The following is a 14,907-nucleotide window of genomic DNA, read 5'->3' as shown; positions in this document are numbered from 1 at the left end:
TATTCCGTCATTACCTCGGGTCCGCAACGGTTCTGGAACAGAACCGTCCCACGGGCAACCCGCAACCCCCTTGTGTTCAGCTGGACCTGACGTCCGACCTGCCGTCGTTCACCACACGGACGTCCTTGCGCAGCAGCATCGTGCGGCGGGCGGCCTCGTCGAGGCCCAGGTCCTGGCCCTGCGAGATCAGCGAGGCGTCGAGGGCGAAGACGGTGCCCATGGTGGACTTGTCCGCCCAGATGCACAGCGGCATCCGGATCTTCGCGATCGCCGCGTTCGTCTTCCACGCCGTCATCTGGCACTTCATGACCGCCCCGGCCTCCAGCCCCTCCGGGGTCATGGTCTGCGGGGTGCCCTCCAGTTCGGGCTTGTCCTCGGGGTTCGTCTCCTTGGCGACGGCCGTTTCCATGCTCTTGAACATGCCGTCGACGAGGACCTCGGGGCTCTTGACGCTGTCGCCGTACGCGCCGCTGAAGCGCAGCAGCTTCTGGGTGCGCTTGTCCTCGGCGCCCGAGACGTAGCTGCCGGTGACGCTGACGGGGTTGCTCATGCCGAGCATCCGCAGTTCGAGCAGGCTCTTGGAGCCGAAGCCGCCGCCGTTGGCGCTGGTGTCCTTCTTGTACGTGCCGGCGACCGTGTCGGGCGCGGTGAGCTTGTACGTCTGGCCGCCGTCCGCCGAGGCGCTCGGGGAGGGCGAGCCGGAGGCGGAGGAGGCGCTGGGGGAGCCGGAGCCCTTGGCCCGGGGCTCGTCCTTGCCGCCGCCCTTCACCAGCACGAAGGCGCCGCCGACGATCGCGGCCACCAGCACCACGGCCCCGGCCGCCAGGGCGACGGCCTTGCCCTTGCCGCCGCCCCGCGGGGGTATCGGCGGCTGCGGGGGCCCGAACGGCTGCTGCTGCCCGTACCCGTACCCGTAAGGGCCCTGCGGGGGCTGCTGCGGGGGCAGGCCGGGGCCGGCCGCGTACGGGTTGGGCTGTGCCGGCCCGGACCCGTAGGGGGCGGCGGGCGGCTGCTGCGGGGGCTGCGGGGGCTGGGGCGGTACCCCGTAGGGGCCCGGCTGCTGCTGGCTCATGGTGGGCCATCCTTGCCGATCACCCTTGGGGGTGATGCGGCGGGGCGGCGTCAGGGGCGTCCCACGATCGGGGCACGCCCGGGGCACGGCGGGGCAAAACGGGTTCGTGAGCTGTCACCCCCGCCCCGTAGAATTCCGTCCGTGACCGAGAACACTCAGCAGACGCCAGACAGCACCCCAGAACTGCCGACCCAGTACGCGCCGGCCGAGGTAGAGGGGCCGCTGTACGAGCGCTGGGTAGAGCGGGGTTACTTCGAGGCCGACGCCAAGAGCGAGAAGCCCGCGTACACGATCGTCATCCCCCCGCCCAACGTCACCGGTTCCCTCCACCTCGGACACGCGTTCGAGCACACGCTGATCGACGCCCTCACCCGCCGCAAGCGCATGCAGGGCTACGAGACGCTGTGGCAGCCCGGCATGGACCATGCCGGCATCGCCACGCAGAACGTCGTCGAGCGCGAGCTGGCCAAGGAGGGCAAGTCCCGCCACGACCTCGGCCGCGAGGCGTTCGTCGAGCGCGTGTGGCAGTGGAAGGCCGAGTCCGGCGGCCAGATCTCCGGCCAGATGAAGCGCCTCGGCGACGGCGTCGCCTGGTCGCGCGAGCGCTTCACCATGGACGAGGGCCTCTCCCAGGCCGTCCAGACCATCTTCAAGAAGCTCTACGACGACGAGCTGATCTACCGCGCCGAGCGCATCATCAACTGGTGCCCGCGCTGCCTCACCGCCATCTCCGACATCGAGGTGGAGTACCAGGACGACGACGGCGAGCTCGTCTCCATCCGGTACGGCGAGGGCGACGCCTCCATCGTCGTGGCCACCACCCGCGCCGAGACGATGCTCGGCGACACCGCCGTGGCCGTCCACCCGGAGGACGAGCGCTACCAGCATCTCGTCGGCACCGAGATCGAGCTGCCGCTGACCGGCCGCCGCATCCCCGTCGTCGCCGACGAGCACGTCGACCCCGAGTTCGGCACCGGCGCCGTCAAGGTCACCCCGGCCCACGACCCGAACGACTTCGAGATCGGCCGCCGCCACGACCTGCCGTCGCTGACCGTCCTCGACGAGCACGGCGTCATCACCGTCCACGGCCCCTTCCTGGGCCTGGACCGCTTCGAGGCCCGGTCCGCGATCGTCGGCGCGCTGCGCGCCGAGGGCCGCATCGTCGCCGAGAAGCGCCCGTACACCCACTCCGTGGGTCACTGCTCGCGCTGCAAGACGACGCTGGAGCCGCGCCAGTCCATGCAGTGGTGGGTCAGGACCGGCCCGCTGGCGAAGGCCGCCGCCGACGCCGTCCGCGACGGCAAGGTCAAGATCCACCCGCAGGAGATGGAGAAGCGCTACTTCGACTGGGTGGACAACCTGCACGACTGGTGCATCTCGCGCCAGCTGTGGTGGGGCCACCGCATCCCCGTCTGGTACGGCCCGGACGGCGAGATGGTCTGCGTCGGCCCGGACGAGCAGCCGCCGTCCGGCGAGGGCTGGCACCAGGAGACCGACGTCCTCGACACCTGGTTCTCCTCCGGCCTGTGGCCGTTCTCCACGCTCGGCTGGCCCGAGCGGACCGAGAGCCTCGAGAAGTTCTACCCGAACTCCGTCCTCGTCACCGGCTACGACATCCTCTTCTTCTGGGTCGTCCGGATGATGATGTTCGGTCTGTACGCGATGGACGGCACCCCGCCGTTCCACACCATCGCCCTGCACGGCATGGTCCGCGACCAGTTCGGCAAGAAGATGTCGAAGTCCTTCGGCAATGCGGTCAACCCGCTGGACTGGATGGACACGTACGGCTCCGACGCCGTCCGCTTCACCCTGGCCCGCGGCGCCAACCCCGGCGTCGACGTGCCGATCGGCGAGGACTGGGTGCAGGGCTCCCGCAACTTCGCCAACAAGATCTGGAACGCGACCCGGTTCGCGCTGATGAACGGCGCCACGGTCGAGGGCGAGCTGCCGCCCGCCGAGAAGCTCTCGGCGACGGACCGCTGGATCCTCTCCCGCCTGAACTCGGTGGTCGCCGAGGTCGACGCGTACTACGACGACTACCAGTTCGCCAAGCTCAGCGACGCCCTCTTCCACTTCGCGTGGGACGAGGTCTTCGACTGGTACGTGGAGCTGTCCAAGACCACGTTCCAGGGCGGCGGCGAGCCGGCCGAGGTGTCGGCGCGCGTCCTCGGCGAGGTCCTGGACGTCACGCTCAAGCTGCTGCACCCGGTGGTCCCCTTCGTCACCGAGACGCTGTGGACCGCGCTCACGGGCAAGGAGTCGGTCGTCGTCGCCGACTGGCCGAAGGACAGTGGCTTCCGCGACGCCGAGGCCGAGCGGGAGATCGAGAACCTCCAGCAGGTCATCACCGAGGTCCGCCGGTTCCGCTCCGACCAGGGCCTCCAGCCCGGCCAGCGGGTCCCGGCCCGGCTCGACCTGTCCGGCACCCCGCTCGCGGCGCACGAGGGCGCGATCCGTCAGCTGCTGCGCCTCCAGCCGGCCGAGGAGGGCTTCCAGGCCACCGCGACCCTGCCGGTCGGCGGTGCCACGGTCGCCCTCGACCTCTCCGGCACGATCGACATCGAGGCCGAGCGCAAGCGTCTGACGAAGGCCCTGACGGCGGCCGAGAAGGACAAGGCGCAGTGCACGGCCAAGCTGGGGAACGAGGCGTTCCTGGCCAAGGCCGCCGAGGTCGCCGTGGAGAAGATCCGCACGCGGCTGGCGACGGCCGAGGCCGACATCGAGCGGCTCACCGCCCAGCTGGCCGCCCTGCCCGGCGGCAACTGACGCCGGCCGCCTCTCAGCGGAAAGCCCGTGGGCCCCGTCCTCCTCGGAGGACGGGGCCCACGGGCTTTCCCACAGGTGTGTCCGGGTGGTCATCCGCCGCCGACCGGCCGGCGCGCCTCCCAGGGCCGGGTCCGGCCCGGGTCCCACATCGGGCCCCACGGGCCCTCCACCGGCTCCTCCTCCACCCGGGCCGGCGGCTTGTGCCGGCCGCGCTCCCGCCGGTCGCGCACCGGCGCGAACAGCACGTACACCGCCGACACGACCACGAACCCCAGCCGGATCAGCCCGCGCGCCGACTCGTCCGGCACCAGGAAGACGCCGCCGTACAGCACGAGCAGCGCGATCCAGCTCCACCACGGCACCAGCCGCCGCTGCCCGCACACGTCCCACAGCAACGTGCCGAGCAGCACGGACGCCGTGTAGTACGTGTACACGCTCGGGTCGAGGACGATACGGGCGTCGGCGCCCAGCAGCACCACCGCCGCCCAGCGGCCGCGCCACACGGCGACCGTGCCCAGCGCCAGGCCCAGCGCGGCCTGCGCGGGCCGCGCCCAGTCCGGCGTCTGCGGGTCGTTGGCGCCCAGCCAGCGCAGCGCGGACGCCGGGTTGTTGGGGATGGTGAACTTCGCCGCCGCGAAGGAGTCCGGCGCCACGACGAAGAACGGCAGCCACGCCACCGCCACCAGCCCCACGCACCACAGCCCGGCGCGCAGCCAGCGCTCCTTCGGCAGCGCCAGCAGCAGCGGCAGGAAGGCGAGCGCGGTGGGCTTGGAGTTCAGGGCCATCGCCATGCAGATGCCGGTGGCCGCCGCGTTGCACCGCGTCAGGTAGTACACGGCGAGCGCGGTGAAGAACAGCGCGAGGACGTCGTCGAGGTGCGCGAAGCGCACCGACACCTCGATCCACATGGGGGTGAACGCCAGGCCGGCGACGAGGACGCGCTGCCGCAGCCGCTGGTGGTTGGTGCCGGTGCCCAGGAAGTGCCGCGCGGCGCTGCGCCCGGCCAGTACCAGGACCACCAGGCCCAGCAGCGACATCAGGGCCTCGGCGAGCACCTGCCCGACCTCGGCCGGGAAGGGGTTGAACAGGCCGGCCACCAGGAAGCTGACGGGGCCCATCTGCAGCTCGGGGTGGTGGGCGTAGAGGTTGAGCCCGCCCCCGGCGGACGACCCGTCGTAGATCAGCTCGCCGCCGGTGCGCAGGTAGTGCCAGGAGAACCCGCCGCTGGGCGCGACGACGACGAACCAGAGCACTGCCCACGCGGTGAGCAGCAGCAAATGCGTCCGATTGCTGAGTTGTGGTACGCGCACAACGCTCCCGTTCCGCCACCCGGAACCGCTCCGGGCAGAAATGTCACCGTCGGTCAGATGGCGGAAGCGGTGCGGAGGTTGTGCCTCCGGTCGTGTGTGTGACGGGGTTCACGCCTCGATGGCAACCGGGCCCGAGTCCACGCTCTCGGCGTTGCGCCGGGTCTTGGCCCAGCCGTTGCGGCCGCGCAGCATCCGGACGAAGCCGCGCGCGGACGCCGGGAAGAGGTGGTACGCGTACAGCCACAGCGCCACGCCCCACAGCAGGGCCGTGAGCAGCGAGCGGTCGGCGGCGAAGTCGCGGCGGTAGACCGGGCCCCACAGTATGAACGGGCCGATGGACAGCACCGCCAGGCCGAGCACCAGGGGCCACAGGGCCAGCATGCCACCGAACGCGGCGCCGAAGCCGTCCTCGGCGGCCGTCAGGCCGAGCAGCACGAACATCACGGCGCACAGCGCCAGCGTGACGAGGTGGGCGACCGGCTGGAGGAAGGTGTAGAGGGTCTCCAGCACGCCCTTGCCGCCGTAGTGGCGGGACGAGACGATGCGCGGCGCGTAGCGCACGCACTGCAGGTTGCCCTGCGCCCAGCGGGTGCGCTGGGTGAGGAAGCGGCGGCCGTGCGGCAGGCCCTCCTGGGAGACCCAGGTGTCGGCTATGTGGGATATCCGGTCGCCGGACAGGATCATGTGCAGGCCCAGCTCGTAGTCCTCCAGCAGCGCGCCGCGCTGCCAGGGGCGCCGCTCGGCGGCGGCGATGCGGTCGAGCGAGGCGAGCCGGGTGAACTGGCCGTTGCCGCCGAGGCCGACGGAGCCGGTGCGGCCGCGCAGCAGCTGCATGCCGGCGTTGGACACGGAGAACTCCATGTCCTGCATGCGCACCAGGAGCCGGGCGAAGGCGTTGCGCAGCCGGCCGGTGTCCTCGCCGAGGGGCCGCGGGTCGCCGGTGTTGCGCATGCGGACGCTGACCTGCACGCCACCGGTCTCGGGGTCGCCGAAGCCCTGCGGGCCGCTGACGCGGGCCAGGGCGTCGGGGGCGAGCTGGCCGTCCGCGTCGATGACGCACACGACGACGCGCTCCCGGTCGGTGTCCTTGGACAGGAACTGGTTCAGCTCGTCGTACGCGGCGTTGAGCGCGGCGCCCTTGCCCTGGCGGGCGTGCGGGCGGTGCCGGCGCACGAGGTGGACGCGCCGGTCCTCGTCGGCGAGGGCGGCGACGATGGCGCCGGTGCGGTCCTCGCTGTCGTCGTCGACGACCCACACGTGGGCGGCGGGGTGGTCGGCGCGCAGCCGGGCGACGGTGGTGCCGACGACGGCCTCCTCGTCACGGCAGGGGACGAAGAAGTGCCACTCGAAGGCGTCGGGGTTGCCGTTCTCCGCGACGGGACGGCGCGTGTAGGCGTGCCGGGCGCCGGCCCAGTAGAGCAGGAAGCAGAGGAGGAGGAAGAAGGGGAAGAGGAGGAGGAAGGGGTTCGAGAACACCAGAAATCAAGCCCGTGGTCGTTTGGGGGGAGAGAGAGGAAGGGCGGGGCCGGGGGAAGCCCGCTACGCCGCGGCGGCCAGTTCGGCGGGGGCGGCGACGGCCGTCAGGAGGGCGACGATCCGCTCCGACGCGCGCCCGTCCCCGAAGGGACTCGGCAGCGCCGCGAGACGGGCGAGGCCCGCCGGGCCCTCGGCGAGGCGCCGGCGCGCCGCAGCACCGATGGCGGGGCCGGGGACGACCAGCTCCGCGAAGTCCGCCATGGCCTCCGGCCGCTCCGTGGAGCGCCGCACCACGACCAGCGGCCGCCCCAGCACCGTGCACTCCTCCTGGATGCCGCCGGAGTCGGACACGAGCAGCGCCGCGTGCCGGGCCAGGCCCAGGAACTCGGCGTAGCCGAGCGGTGCGGTCACGGTCAGCGGCGCGAGCAGCGCCTCCAGGCCGGCCGCCTCGACGCGGGCCCGGGTGCGGGGGTGCAGCGGCAGCAGCACGGGGCGGTCCGGCGCGGCGAGGGCGCCGAGCTCGGTGAGGACGGCGCGGAGCGCGTCCGCGTCGTCGGTGTTCTCGGGGCGGTGCACGGTGGCCAGGACGTAGCCGTCGGCCACGAGCCCGTACCGCTCCAGCAGCGCGGCGCGCTCCGCGGCGCCCGGCAGCTGGCCGTGCACGGCCTCCACGACGGTGTTGCCGGTGACGGCGATGCGGGCGTCGGCGACGCCCTCGGCGAGGAGGCTGGCCCGGTTGTCCCCGGTGGCCGCGCACAGGACGTCGGCGATGCTGTCGATGAGGACGCGGTTGTGCTCCTCGGGCATGTTCCGGTCGTGGCTGCGCAGCCCGGCCTCGACGTGCAGCAGCGGGATGCCGCGCGCGTTGGCGGCGAGCGCGCCGGCCAGGGCGGCGTTGGTGTCGCCCTGCACGACGACGGCGCGCGGCGGCTCGGCGGCGAACAGCGCGTCGAGCTGGGCGAGGGCGGCGGAGACCTGGACGGCGCGGGGCCGGCCGCCGACGCCGGTGAGGAAGGTCGGCTCGGGCAGGCCCAGCTCGGTCAGGAAGCGCCCCGACAGCTCCTCGTCGTAGTGCTGCCCGGTGTGGATCAGGTGGGCGGCGGGGCCGAGCAGGCGCACCAGGTCGGTGAGCTTGACGAGCTCCGGGCGGGTGCCGAGGACGATCGCGACGCTGCGCGCGGGCAGGGACTGCACTGCGGGACTCCTGAGCTGGGACTGACGGCGGGGACGGCTCAGGAGCCTGGTCGGTGGTGGTTGCGGGCCCGGAGGGCGTTCGGTTGCCGGACGGTTGCGAACGGCCGGCCGGGGACGTTGGTCCTGCGGGGGTCAGGGACCTTGGTCCCCCGCGTCCGGGCCGTGCGGCCCGCCGCGGGCGTCCTCCGGGAGGCCCTCGGGGGGTTCCGCCCCTTCGGGCCGGTAGCGGTAGCCGAGGCCGCGGACGGCCTCCAGCGGGTCGGCGGCCTCGTCGCCGGCGGCCTGGCGCAGCTTGCGGCGCAGCCGCAGCACGGCGAACTTCACGCGTTCGCGGCCGGTGCCCTCGGGGTCGTCCCAGACGCGGTCCAGGAGCTGGTCGGTGGTGATCACGCGGCCGCGGTTGCGGACGAGGAGCTGGAGGAGGCGGTACTCGATGTCGCTGAGGCGCGCCTCGTGGCCCTGCCAGACGGCCGAGCGCCGCTCGGGGACCAGGCGCAGCCCGTCGCCGCCGTACGTCTCGCCGGCCCAGTGGGTGGGCGCGGTGCGGCGCAGCAGCGCCTCGACGCGGGCGAGGAGCTCGTCGTTGCCGAAGGGCTTGGGCAGGTAGTCGTCCGCGCCGGCGCGCAGGCCGCGTACGCGGTCGCTCTCGGCGCCGCGCGCGGTGAGCAGGAGGACGGGCAGGTCGCTGAGGTCCCGGGTGCGTTCGAGGACCTCCCAGCCGTCGAGGCCGGGCAGGCCGATGTCGAGGATCATCAGGGCGGGGCGTTCGGCGAACAGCAGCCGCAGGGCCTCGCGGCCGTCGGGGGCGTGCAGGGGCTCGTAGCCGGAGCGCGTGAGCAGGACCCGGAGGGCGAGGGTGAGGTCGGGGTCGTCCTCGGCCAGCAGGATGCGGAAACGGGTCATGGCCCGGCCCCTCCCTCCTGTGGTCCCTCCTGCAGTCCCTCCTGTGCTCCCTCCGGTCCCGCGACGGGCAGGCGGACCCGGAAGACCGCGCCCTCGCCCTCGCGGCCGCCGGCGGTCACGGTGCCGCCGTGCAGCTGGACGACGGTGCGGACGATGGCGAGGCCGAGCCCGGTGCCGGGGTGGGCGCCGGTGGCGTTGGGGGCGCGGACGAAGCCGGAGAAGATCTCGGTGCGGTACTGCTCGGGGATGCCGATGCCCGTGTCGGCGACCTCGATGTCCCAGTGGACGCCCACCGGCGCGGCCCGGACGGTGATGCGGCCGCCGGCCGGCGTGAACTTGGCGGCGTTCTCCAGCAGGTTGCCGAGGACGTGCTGGAGCCGGTGGCGGTCGCCGCGCAGGGGCGGGCCGGCGGGCGGGCAGTCGAGGACGGCGAACAGCCCGGCCCGCCCGATCTCGCCCATGTGGTCCATGAGCGCGTCCATGAGCATGCGCGGTACGTCCACGGGGCCGAACTCCAGCTCCGGGCCGACGGCCCGCATGCGGGTGGTGAGCAGCAGGTCGGAGATCACGCGCTGCATACGGGCGGCGTTGCGCCGGATGGCGTCGAGGAAGGAGCGCTGCTCGTCGGTGAGGGGGCCGAAGGCGGGGTCGGCGAGGAGCTCGCCGAAGCTGCTGATGGAGGTGAGGGGCGTGCGCAGCTCGTGCGAGGCGGCGGCGGTGAAGGCGTTGCGCTGCCGGGCGAGCTCGGTGAGGGCGACGTTGTCGCGCTCCAGGTCGTGCTCGCGCCGTTTGCGGTCGGTGATGTCGGCGAACAGCCACAGGGCGCCCAGGTAGGCGCCGGCGTGCCGCAGCGGCTCGACCTCGCGGCGCAGTACGCGGCCGTCGGTGAGGGGGATCTCGGCCACGCGGTGGACGTGCCGGCCGGCGGGCAGCTCGCCGGGGCCGGGGTGCGGGGGCGCACCGGTGGCGAAGGCGGCGCGGACGAGGGGGACGACGGGGCGCAGGGGGGCGCCGGGGGAGAGGTCGGCCCGGCCGTCGAGGGCGAACATGTCGACGAAGCGGCGGTTGACGGCGAGCACCCGGTCCTGCGGGCTCTGCACGAGCGCAGCGGACGGCAGCGCCTCCAGCACCGCCTGGAGCCGGTCGCGGTCCTCGGACGCCATGGCTCTCACCGCCGTCCCTTCCGGCCCGCGCGGGGAGGTCCGGCCCGCTGGGGGTTCCGGCCCGCTCGGGGGATCTTCCGGGATCTTCCGGTAAAACCGTATGCCAAAGCGGGGGAGCCCGCTCAGGGGCCGGGACCGCCCCGTACGGGTACGCTCCGGGTCGCCTCCGGGGACGCACTGCCTTCGGCCGCACCCCCGGTCCGTAGACTGGGGCCCGTGAGCGAGCGCCCCCTGAACGACGACAACAACGGCACCGAACCCGGCGAAGCCGGTGAAAACGACCTGTTCGAGGAGATCGTCGAAGCCGAGACCACCCGGGACCCCGACCTCGCCGTGATCGAGGCCGGCAGCCGCACCCTGCGCGCCCAGGCCGGGCCGCCGCAGGGCGACGGCGTCCCCGCGCGTCCGGAGGACCCGGAGGTGGATCGGGCGCTGCGCGAGGTCGAGGCCGAGCTGGCGAGCCGCTGGGGCGAGACCAAGCTGGACCCGTCGCTGGTGCGCATCGAGGCCCTGATGGACATCCTGGGCCAGCCGCAGCGCGCCTACCCGGCGATCCACATCACCGGCACCAACGGCAAGACCAGCACCGCCCGCATGATCGAGGCCCTGCTGGCCGCGTTCGACCTGCGCACCGGCCGCTACACCAGCCCGCACGTGCAGTCGGTGACCGAGCGCATCAGCCTGGACGGCGCCCCCATCGCCGCCGAGCGCTTCGTCGAGACGTACCGCGACATCGAGCCGTACGTCCGGATGGTCGACGAGCGCGAGGACTTCCGGCTGTCCTTCTTCGAGGTGCTCACCGGCATGGCCTTCGCGGCCTTCGCCGACGCGCCCGTGGACGTGGCGGTCGTCGAGGTCGGCATGGGCGGCACCTGGGACGCCACCAACGTCGTCGACGGCACCGTCGCCGTGGTCACCCCCATCTCGCTCGACCACACCGACCGGCTCGGCGGCACGCCCGGCGACATCGCCGGCGAGAAGTCCGGGATCATCAAGCCCGACGCCACGGTGGTCCTCGCCCAGCAGCCGGTCGACGCCGCGCAGGTGCTGCTCAAGCACGCCGTGGAGGTGGACGCCACCGTGGCCCGCGAGGGCATGGAGTTCGGCGTCGTCGGCCGCGAGGTCGCCGTCGGCGGCCAGCTGGTGACGCTGCGCGGCCTGGGCGGCGAGTACCCCGAGGTCTTCCTGCCGCTGTACGGCGCCCACCAGGCGCACAACGCGGCGGTGGCGCTCGCCGCGGTCGAGGCGTTCTTCGGCATCGGCGCGCAGCACGCCCGCCCGCTGGACATCGACACCGTGCGCCGGGCCTTCGCCTCCGTCACCTCCCCGGGCCGCCTGGAGGTCGTGCGCCGCAGCCCCACCGTGGTGCTGGACGCCGCGCACAACCCCGCCGGGGCGCAGGCCGCGGCCGAGGGCGTCACCGAGGCGTTCGGCTTCAGCCGCCTCATCGGTGTGGTGAGCGCGAGCGCCGACAAGGACGTGCGCGGCCTGCTGGAGGCGTTCGAGCCGATCTTCGCCGAGGTCGTGATCACCCAGAACTCCACCGGGCGCGCCATGGACGCCGACGAGCTGGCCGCGCTGGCCGTCGAGGTCTTCGGCGCCGAGCGGGTGCAGGTCGAGCCGCGCCTGGACGACGCCCTGGAGGCGGCGATCACCCTCGCCGAGGAGGAGGGCGAATTCGCCGGCGCCGGTGTCCTGGTGACGGGCTCGGTGTTCACGGTCGGCGAGGCCCGGCTGCTGCTCGGAAAGCGCCGCAACGGCTGAAAGGGCTGGTCCACGGATGAGAACGCTCTGCGCGAGCACCCTGATCGGTGAATTCTTCGTCATCGGGTTCGCCGGGCTGGTCGCCATGCAGACCTCCGGTCTGTCCACCGGCACGGTGTGGGCCGTCAGCGGCACCGCCATGGTGGTCAGCGTCCTGCTGTGCGGGATGCTGACCCGGCGCGGCGGCGTCCAGCTGGGCTGGGCGCTCCAGCTGGGCCTGATCGCCAGCGGCCTGGTGGTGCCGATGATGTTCATCCTCGGGGTGGTCTTCGCCGCCCTGTGGTGGGCCTCGGTGCACTTCGGCCGCAAGGTCGACGAGGCGAAGGCACGCTTCGCGGCCGAGGCCGGGCAGGGCGCGGCCTGACCCGCCCGGCCCCCGGGGCCCGGCCGGGGCCAGGTGTCCGGGCCGCCCGGGGTCCCTGTACCCTTCGGGCCACCGCATTCACCTGCCAGCCGCAAGGAGCCGCCGTATGAGCCAGCGCACCCTCGTCCTCCTCAAGCCGGACGCCGTTCAGCGCCATCTGATCGGCGAGATCATCGGCCGCATCGAGCGGAAGGCCGGCTGGACGATCAGCGCGCTGGAGCTGCGCACCCTGGACCGCGCGACGCTGGAGCAGCACTACGCCGAGCACGTCGGCCGCGACTTCTACGAGCCGCTGATGGGCTTCATGTCCTCCGGCCCCGTCGTCGCCCTGGTCGTCGAGGGCGAGCGCGTCATCGAGGGCGTCCGTGCGCTGGCCGGCCCCACCGACCCCATCGCCGCCGCCCCGGGCTCCATCCGGGGCGACTTCGGCACCATCACGCGCGAGAACCTCATCCATGCCTCGGACTCCCCGGAGTCCGCGGAGCGGGAAATCAAGATTTTCTTTCCCGGCCTCGCCTGAATCGCCATCAGGCGATCAGCCGAACATGCATTCTGCCGGGGCGGCCGATTTCCTTTCGGTCGCCCTTGGCATATGCGTGCCGAACGAGGGAACCTCTCACTCCGACACGACGTCACCATTACTGAGGGCAGCTCGTGTTCCGCCGACAATGGCGGGAGCAACACGGCGGAACCCTCGCACCGCGTTCGAGCGGGCGAGACTACGATGAAGCGTCCGCGCCCGCAGCGCACCACACCTGCCGACCTCGAGTAAGCGATCGCTCAAACTGGGAAGGCCAGACGTATCCTCATGGGGAACAACATGTCGTTCATCGGCCGTGACATGGCTGTCGACCTCGGGACTGCCAACACGCTGGTGTACGTCAGAGGCCGCGGGATCGTCCTCAACGAGCCGTCCGTCGTCGCGATCAATACGAACACGGGCGGGATCCTCGCCGTCGGTGCCGAGGCGAAGAAGATGATCGGCCGGACCCCGGGCAACATCGTCGCGGTGCGCCCGCTCAAGGACGGCGTGATCGCCGACTTCGAGATCACCGAGCGGATGCTCCGCTACTTCATCCTCAAAATCCACAAGCGGCGCTGGATGGCCCGTCCGCGCGTGGTCGTCTGCGTGCCCTCCGGCATCACCGGCGTCGAGCGCCGCGCCGTCATCGAGGCGTCCACCCAGGCCGGCGCCCGTCAGGTGCACATCATCGAGGAGCCCATGGCCGCGGCCATCGGCTCCGGCCTGCCCGTGCACGAGGCCACCGGCAACATGGTCGTCGACATCGGCGGCGGCACCACCGAGGTCGCCGTGATCTCGCTGGGCGGCATCGTCACGGCCCAGTCGATCCGCGTCGCCGGCGACGAGCTCGACAACGCGATCATCCAGCACATCAAGAAGGAGTACAGCCTCCTGCTGGGCGAGCGCACCGCCGAGCAAATCAAGATCACCATCGGGTCGGCGTACGACCTGGAGCAGGACGAGCACACCGAGATCCGCGGCCGCGACCTGGTCAGCGGCCTGCCCAAGACCGTGGTCATCTCGGCCGCCGAGGTCCGCAAGGCCATCGAGGAACCCGTCAACTCCATCGTCGACGCCGTCAAGACGACCCTGGACAAGTGCCCGCCCGAGCTCTCGGGTGACGTGATGGACCGCGGCATCGTTCTCACGGGCGGCGGTGCCTTGCTGCGCGGCCTCGACGAGCGGCTGCGCCGCGAGACGGGCATGCCGATCCACATCGCCGAGGACCCGCTGGACTCGGTGGCCCTCGGATCGGGCAAGTGCGTGGAGGAGTTCGAGGCCCTGCAGCAGGTCCTCGACGCCCAGCCACGCCGCTGAGTCCGGCCGCCACCGGGCGGTCACGGGGGGCCCGCACAAGCTGATATACAGGCAGAACGCTCCCGATGACCGTCCGGGCCCGCGGCCGGGTCGGTCCGACGAGAAGGGCACGCCGCCGCACGTGAGGGACACACGAGAGAGCCGGCTGCTGCTGGTGCTGCTGATCGCGATCGCGTTCGCGCTGATCACGGTCGACATCCGCGGCGGCGAGCAGTCCCCCCTCGACGGCGCGCGGCACGCCGCCGCCTCCGCGTTCGGCCCGGTGGAGAAGGGCGTGGCCGCCGCCGTCGACCCGGTCGCCGACGCCGTGGCCGCCGTCCGCGAGTCCGGCGAGCGCAGCACCCGCATCGCCGAGCTGGAGCGCGAGAACACCGCGCTGAAGCAGCGCCTCGGCAGCGACGACCGCAACCGCGGCCGGCTCAAGGAGCTGGACGCCATGCTCAAGACCGCCGGCCGCGGCCAGTACGGCATCAAGGGCGCGCAGGTCATCGCCATAGGAGCGGCCCAGGGCTTCTCCTGGACCGTCACCATCGACATCGGCAGCAACGACGGCGTCCGGCGCGACATGACCGTCCTCAACGGCGACGGCCTCGTCGGCCGCGTCACCACCGTCGCCCCGTCCACCTCCACCGTGCTGCTCGCCAGCGACCCCAAGTTCACCGTGGGCACGCGCATGGAGAAGACCGGCGAGCTCGGCTTCGCCAACGGCCAGGGCGACCGCTCGCTGCGCGTGGAGCTCCTCAACGGCAAGGCCGCCGTGCACGAGGGCGACCGCCTGGTCACCTTCGGCTCCAGCAAGGACAAGCCGTTCGTGCCCGGCGTCCCCGTCGGCGAGGTCACCCGGGTGGAGCCCGCCGGCGGCGGCCTCACCCGTACCCTCCAGGTCCGCCCGTTCGTCGGCTTCAGCAAGCTCGACATCGTCGGCGTCGTCGTGCAGGCCCCCCGTGAGGACCCGCGCGACACCGTGCTGCCGCCCAAACCCGAGGCCCCCAAGCCCGCCCCCACCGTGACCGTCACCGTCACCCCCGGCCCGAGTGTCAAGCCCGAGGACTGAC

At 72.6% G+C, this 14,907-nt stretch carries 12 protein-coding genes; 6 read left to right on the top strand and 6 right to left on the bottom strand.

Annotated elements, in window-relative coordinates:
• Positions 1–76: 76 nt before the first annotated feature.
• Positions 77–1,072 carry a hypothetical protein gene (locus tag IE305_RS08055; protein ID WP_190128737.1) on the bottom strand — a complete coding sequence of 332 codons (996 nt, stop codon included), beginning with the start codon at positions 1,070–1,072 and terminating at the stop codon, positions 77–79.
• A gap of 141 nt (positions 1,073–1,213) precedes the next feature.
• Between IE305_RS08055 and IE305_RS08050 the strand changes: the two genes are divergently transcribed.
• Positions 1,214–3,838 carry a valine--tRNA ligase gene (locus tag IE305_RS08050; protein ID WP_190128736.1) on the top strand — a complete coding sequence of 875 codons (2,625 nt, stop codon included), beginning with the start codon at positions 1,214–1,216 and terminating at the stop codon, positions 3,836–3,838.
• 89 nt (positions 3,839–3,927) lie between these two features.
• Here the strand turns inward: IE305_RS08050 and IE305_RS08045 are convergent, their stop codons facing one another.
• From IE305_RS08045 to IE305_RS08025, 5 genes are all read right to left on the bottom strand, one after another.
• Complete coding sequence (locus tag IE305_RS08045) at positions 3,928–5,148, bottom strand: hypothetical protein (protein ID WP_190128735.1); 1,221 nt, start codon at positions 5,146–5,148, stop codon at positions 3,928–3,930.
• 108 nt (positions 5,149–5,256) lie between these two features.
• The gene (locus IE305_RS08040) at positions 5,257–6,624 is read right to left on the bottom strand and encodes an XrtP-associated glycosyltransferase (RefSeq protein ID WP_190128734.1); all 1,368 of its coding nucleotides are present in this window, start codon (positions 6,622–6,624) and stop codon (positions 5,257–5,259) included.
• A gap of 63 nt (positions 6,625–6,687) precedes the next feature.
• Complete coding sequence (gene wecB / locus IE305_RS08035) at positions 6,688–7,818, bottom strand: non-hydrolyzing UDP-N-acetylglucosamine 2-epimerase (RefSeq protein WP_190128733.1); 1,131 nt, start codon at positions 7,816–7,818, stop codon at positions 6,688–6,690.
• 132 nt (positions 7,819–7,950) lie between these two features.
• Positions 7,951–8,721: a response regulator transcription factor gene (locus tag IE305_RS08030; RefSeq protein ID WP_190128732.1), complete on the bottom strand. Its 771-nt coding sequence runs from the start codon at positions 8,719–8,721 to the stop codon at positions 7,951–7,953.
• Entirely contained in the window at positions 8,718–9,884 is a 1,167-nt protein-coding gene (locus IE305_RS08025) for a PAS domain-containing sensor histidine kinase (RefSeq protein ID WP_190128731.1), read from the bottom strand. Before IE305_RS08025 ends, IE305_RS08030 begins: the two co-directional genes overlap by 4 nt.
• A 216-nt stretch (positions 9,885–10,100) precedes the next feature.
• Between IE305_RS08025 and folC the strand changes: the two genes are divergently transcribed.
• From folC to mreC, 5 genes are all read left to right on the top strand, one after another.
• Positions 10,101–11,648, top strand: coding sequence for a bifunctional tetrahydrofolate synthase/dihydrofolate synthase (folC, locus tag IE305_RS08020; protein WP_190128730.1), 1,548 nt, complete (start codon positions 10,101–10,103; stop codon positions 11,646–11,648).
• 16 nt (positions 11,649–11,664) lie between these two features.
• On the top strand, positions 11,665–12,012 hold the full coding sequence (locus tag IE305_RS08015) for a DUF4233 domain-containing protein (RefSeq protein ID WP_190128729.1): 348 nt from the start codon (positions 11,665–11,667) through the stop codon (positions 12,010–12,012).
• 106 nt (positions 12,013–12,118) lie between these two features.
• Entirely contained in the window at positions 12,119–12,532 is a 414-nt protein-coding gene (gene ndk, locus IE305_RS08010) for a nucleoside-diphosphate kinase (protein WP_190128728.1), read from the top strand.
• A 300-nt stretch (positions 12,533–12,832) separates the two neighbouring features.
• Complete coding sequence (locus IE305_RS08005) at positions 12,833–13,852, top strand: rod shape-determining protein (RefSeq protein ID WP_004950903.1); 1,020 nt, start codon at positions 12,833–12,835, stop codon at positions 13,850–13,852.
• A gap of 121 nt (positions 13,853–13,973) precedes the next feature.
• On the top strand, positions 13,974–14,906 hold the full coding sequence (mreC, locus tag IE305_RS08000) for a rod shape-determining protein MreC (RefSeq protein WP_190128727.1): 933 nt from the start codon (positions 13,974–13,976) through the stop codon (positions 14,904–14,906).
• The last annotated feature ends 1 nt before the right edge of the window (position 14,907 follow it).

The organism is Streptomyces mashuensis, assembly GCF_014654785.1.
GTDB lineage: Bacteria > Actinomycetota > Actinomycetes > Streptomycetales > Streptomycetaceae > Streptomyces > Streptomyces mashuensis.
This window is presented reverse-complemented; position numbering and strand designations above follow the sequence as displayed.

Bases quoted from the DNA above. Each gene is read 5' to 3' on its own strand.
- IE305_RS08055 (WP_190128737.1), bottom strand. From the start codon at position 1,072: ATGAGCCAGCAGCAGCCGGGCCCCTACGGGGTACCGCCCCAGCCCCCG.
- IE305_RS08030 (WP_190128732.1), bottom strand. From the start codon at position 8,721: ATGACCCGTTTCCGCATCCTGCTGGCCGAGGACGACCCCGACCTCACC.
- IE305_RS08025 (WP_190128731.1), bottom strand. From the start codon at position 9,884: ATGGCGTCCGAGGACCGCGACCGGCTCCAGGCGGTGCTGGAGGCGCTG.
- IE305_RS08015 (WP_190128729.1), top strand. From the start codon at position 11,665: ATGAGAACGCTCTGCGCGAGCACCCTGATCGGTGAATTCTTCGTCATC.
- ndk (WP_190128728.1), top strand. From the start codon at position 12,119: ATGAGCCAGCGCACCCTCGTCCTCCTCAAGCCGGACGCCGTTCAGCGC.
- IE305_RS08005 (WP_004950903.1), top strand. From the start codon at position 12,833: ATGTCGTTCATCGGCCGTGACATGGCTGTCGACCTCGGGACTGCCAAC.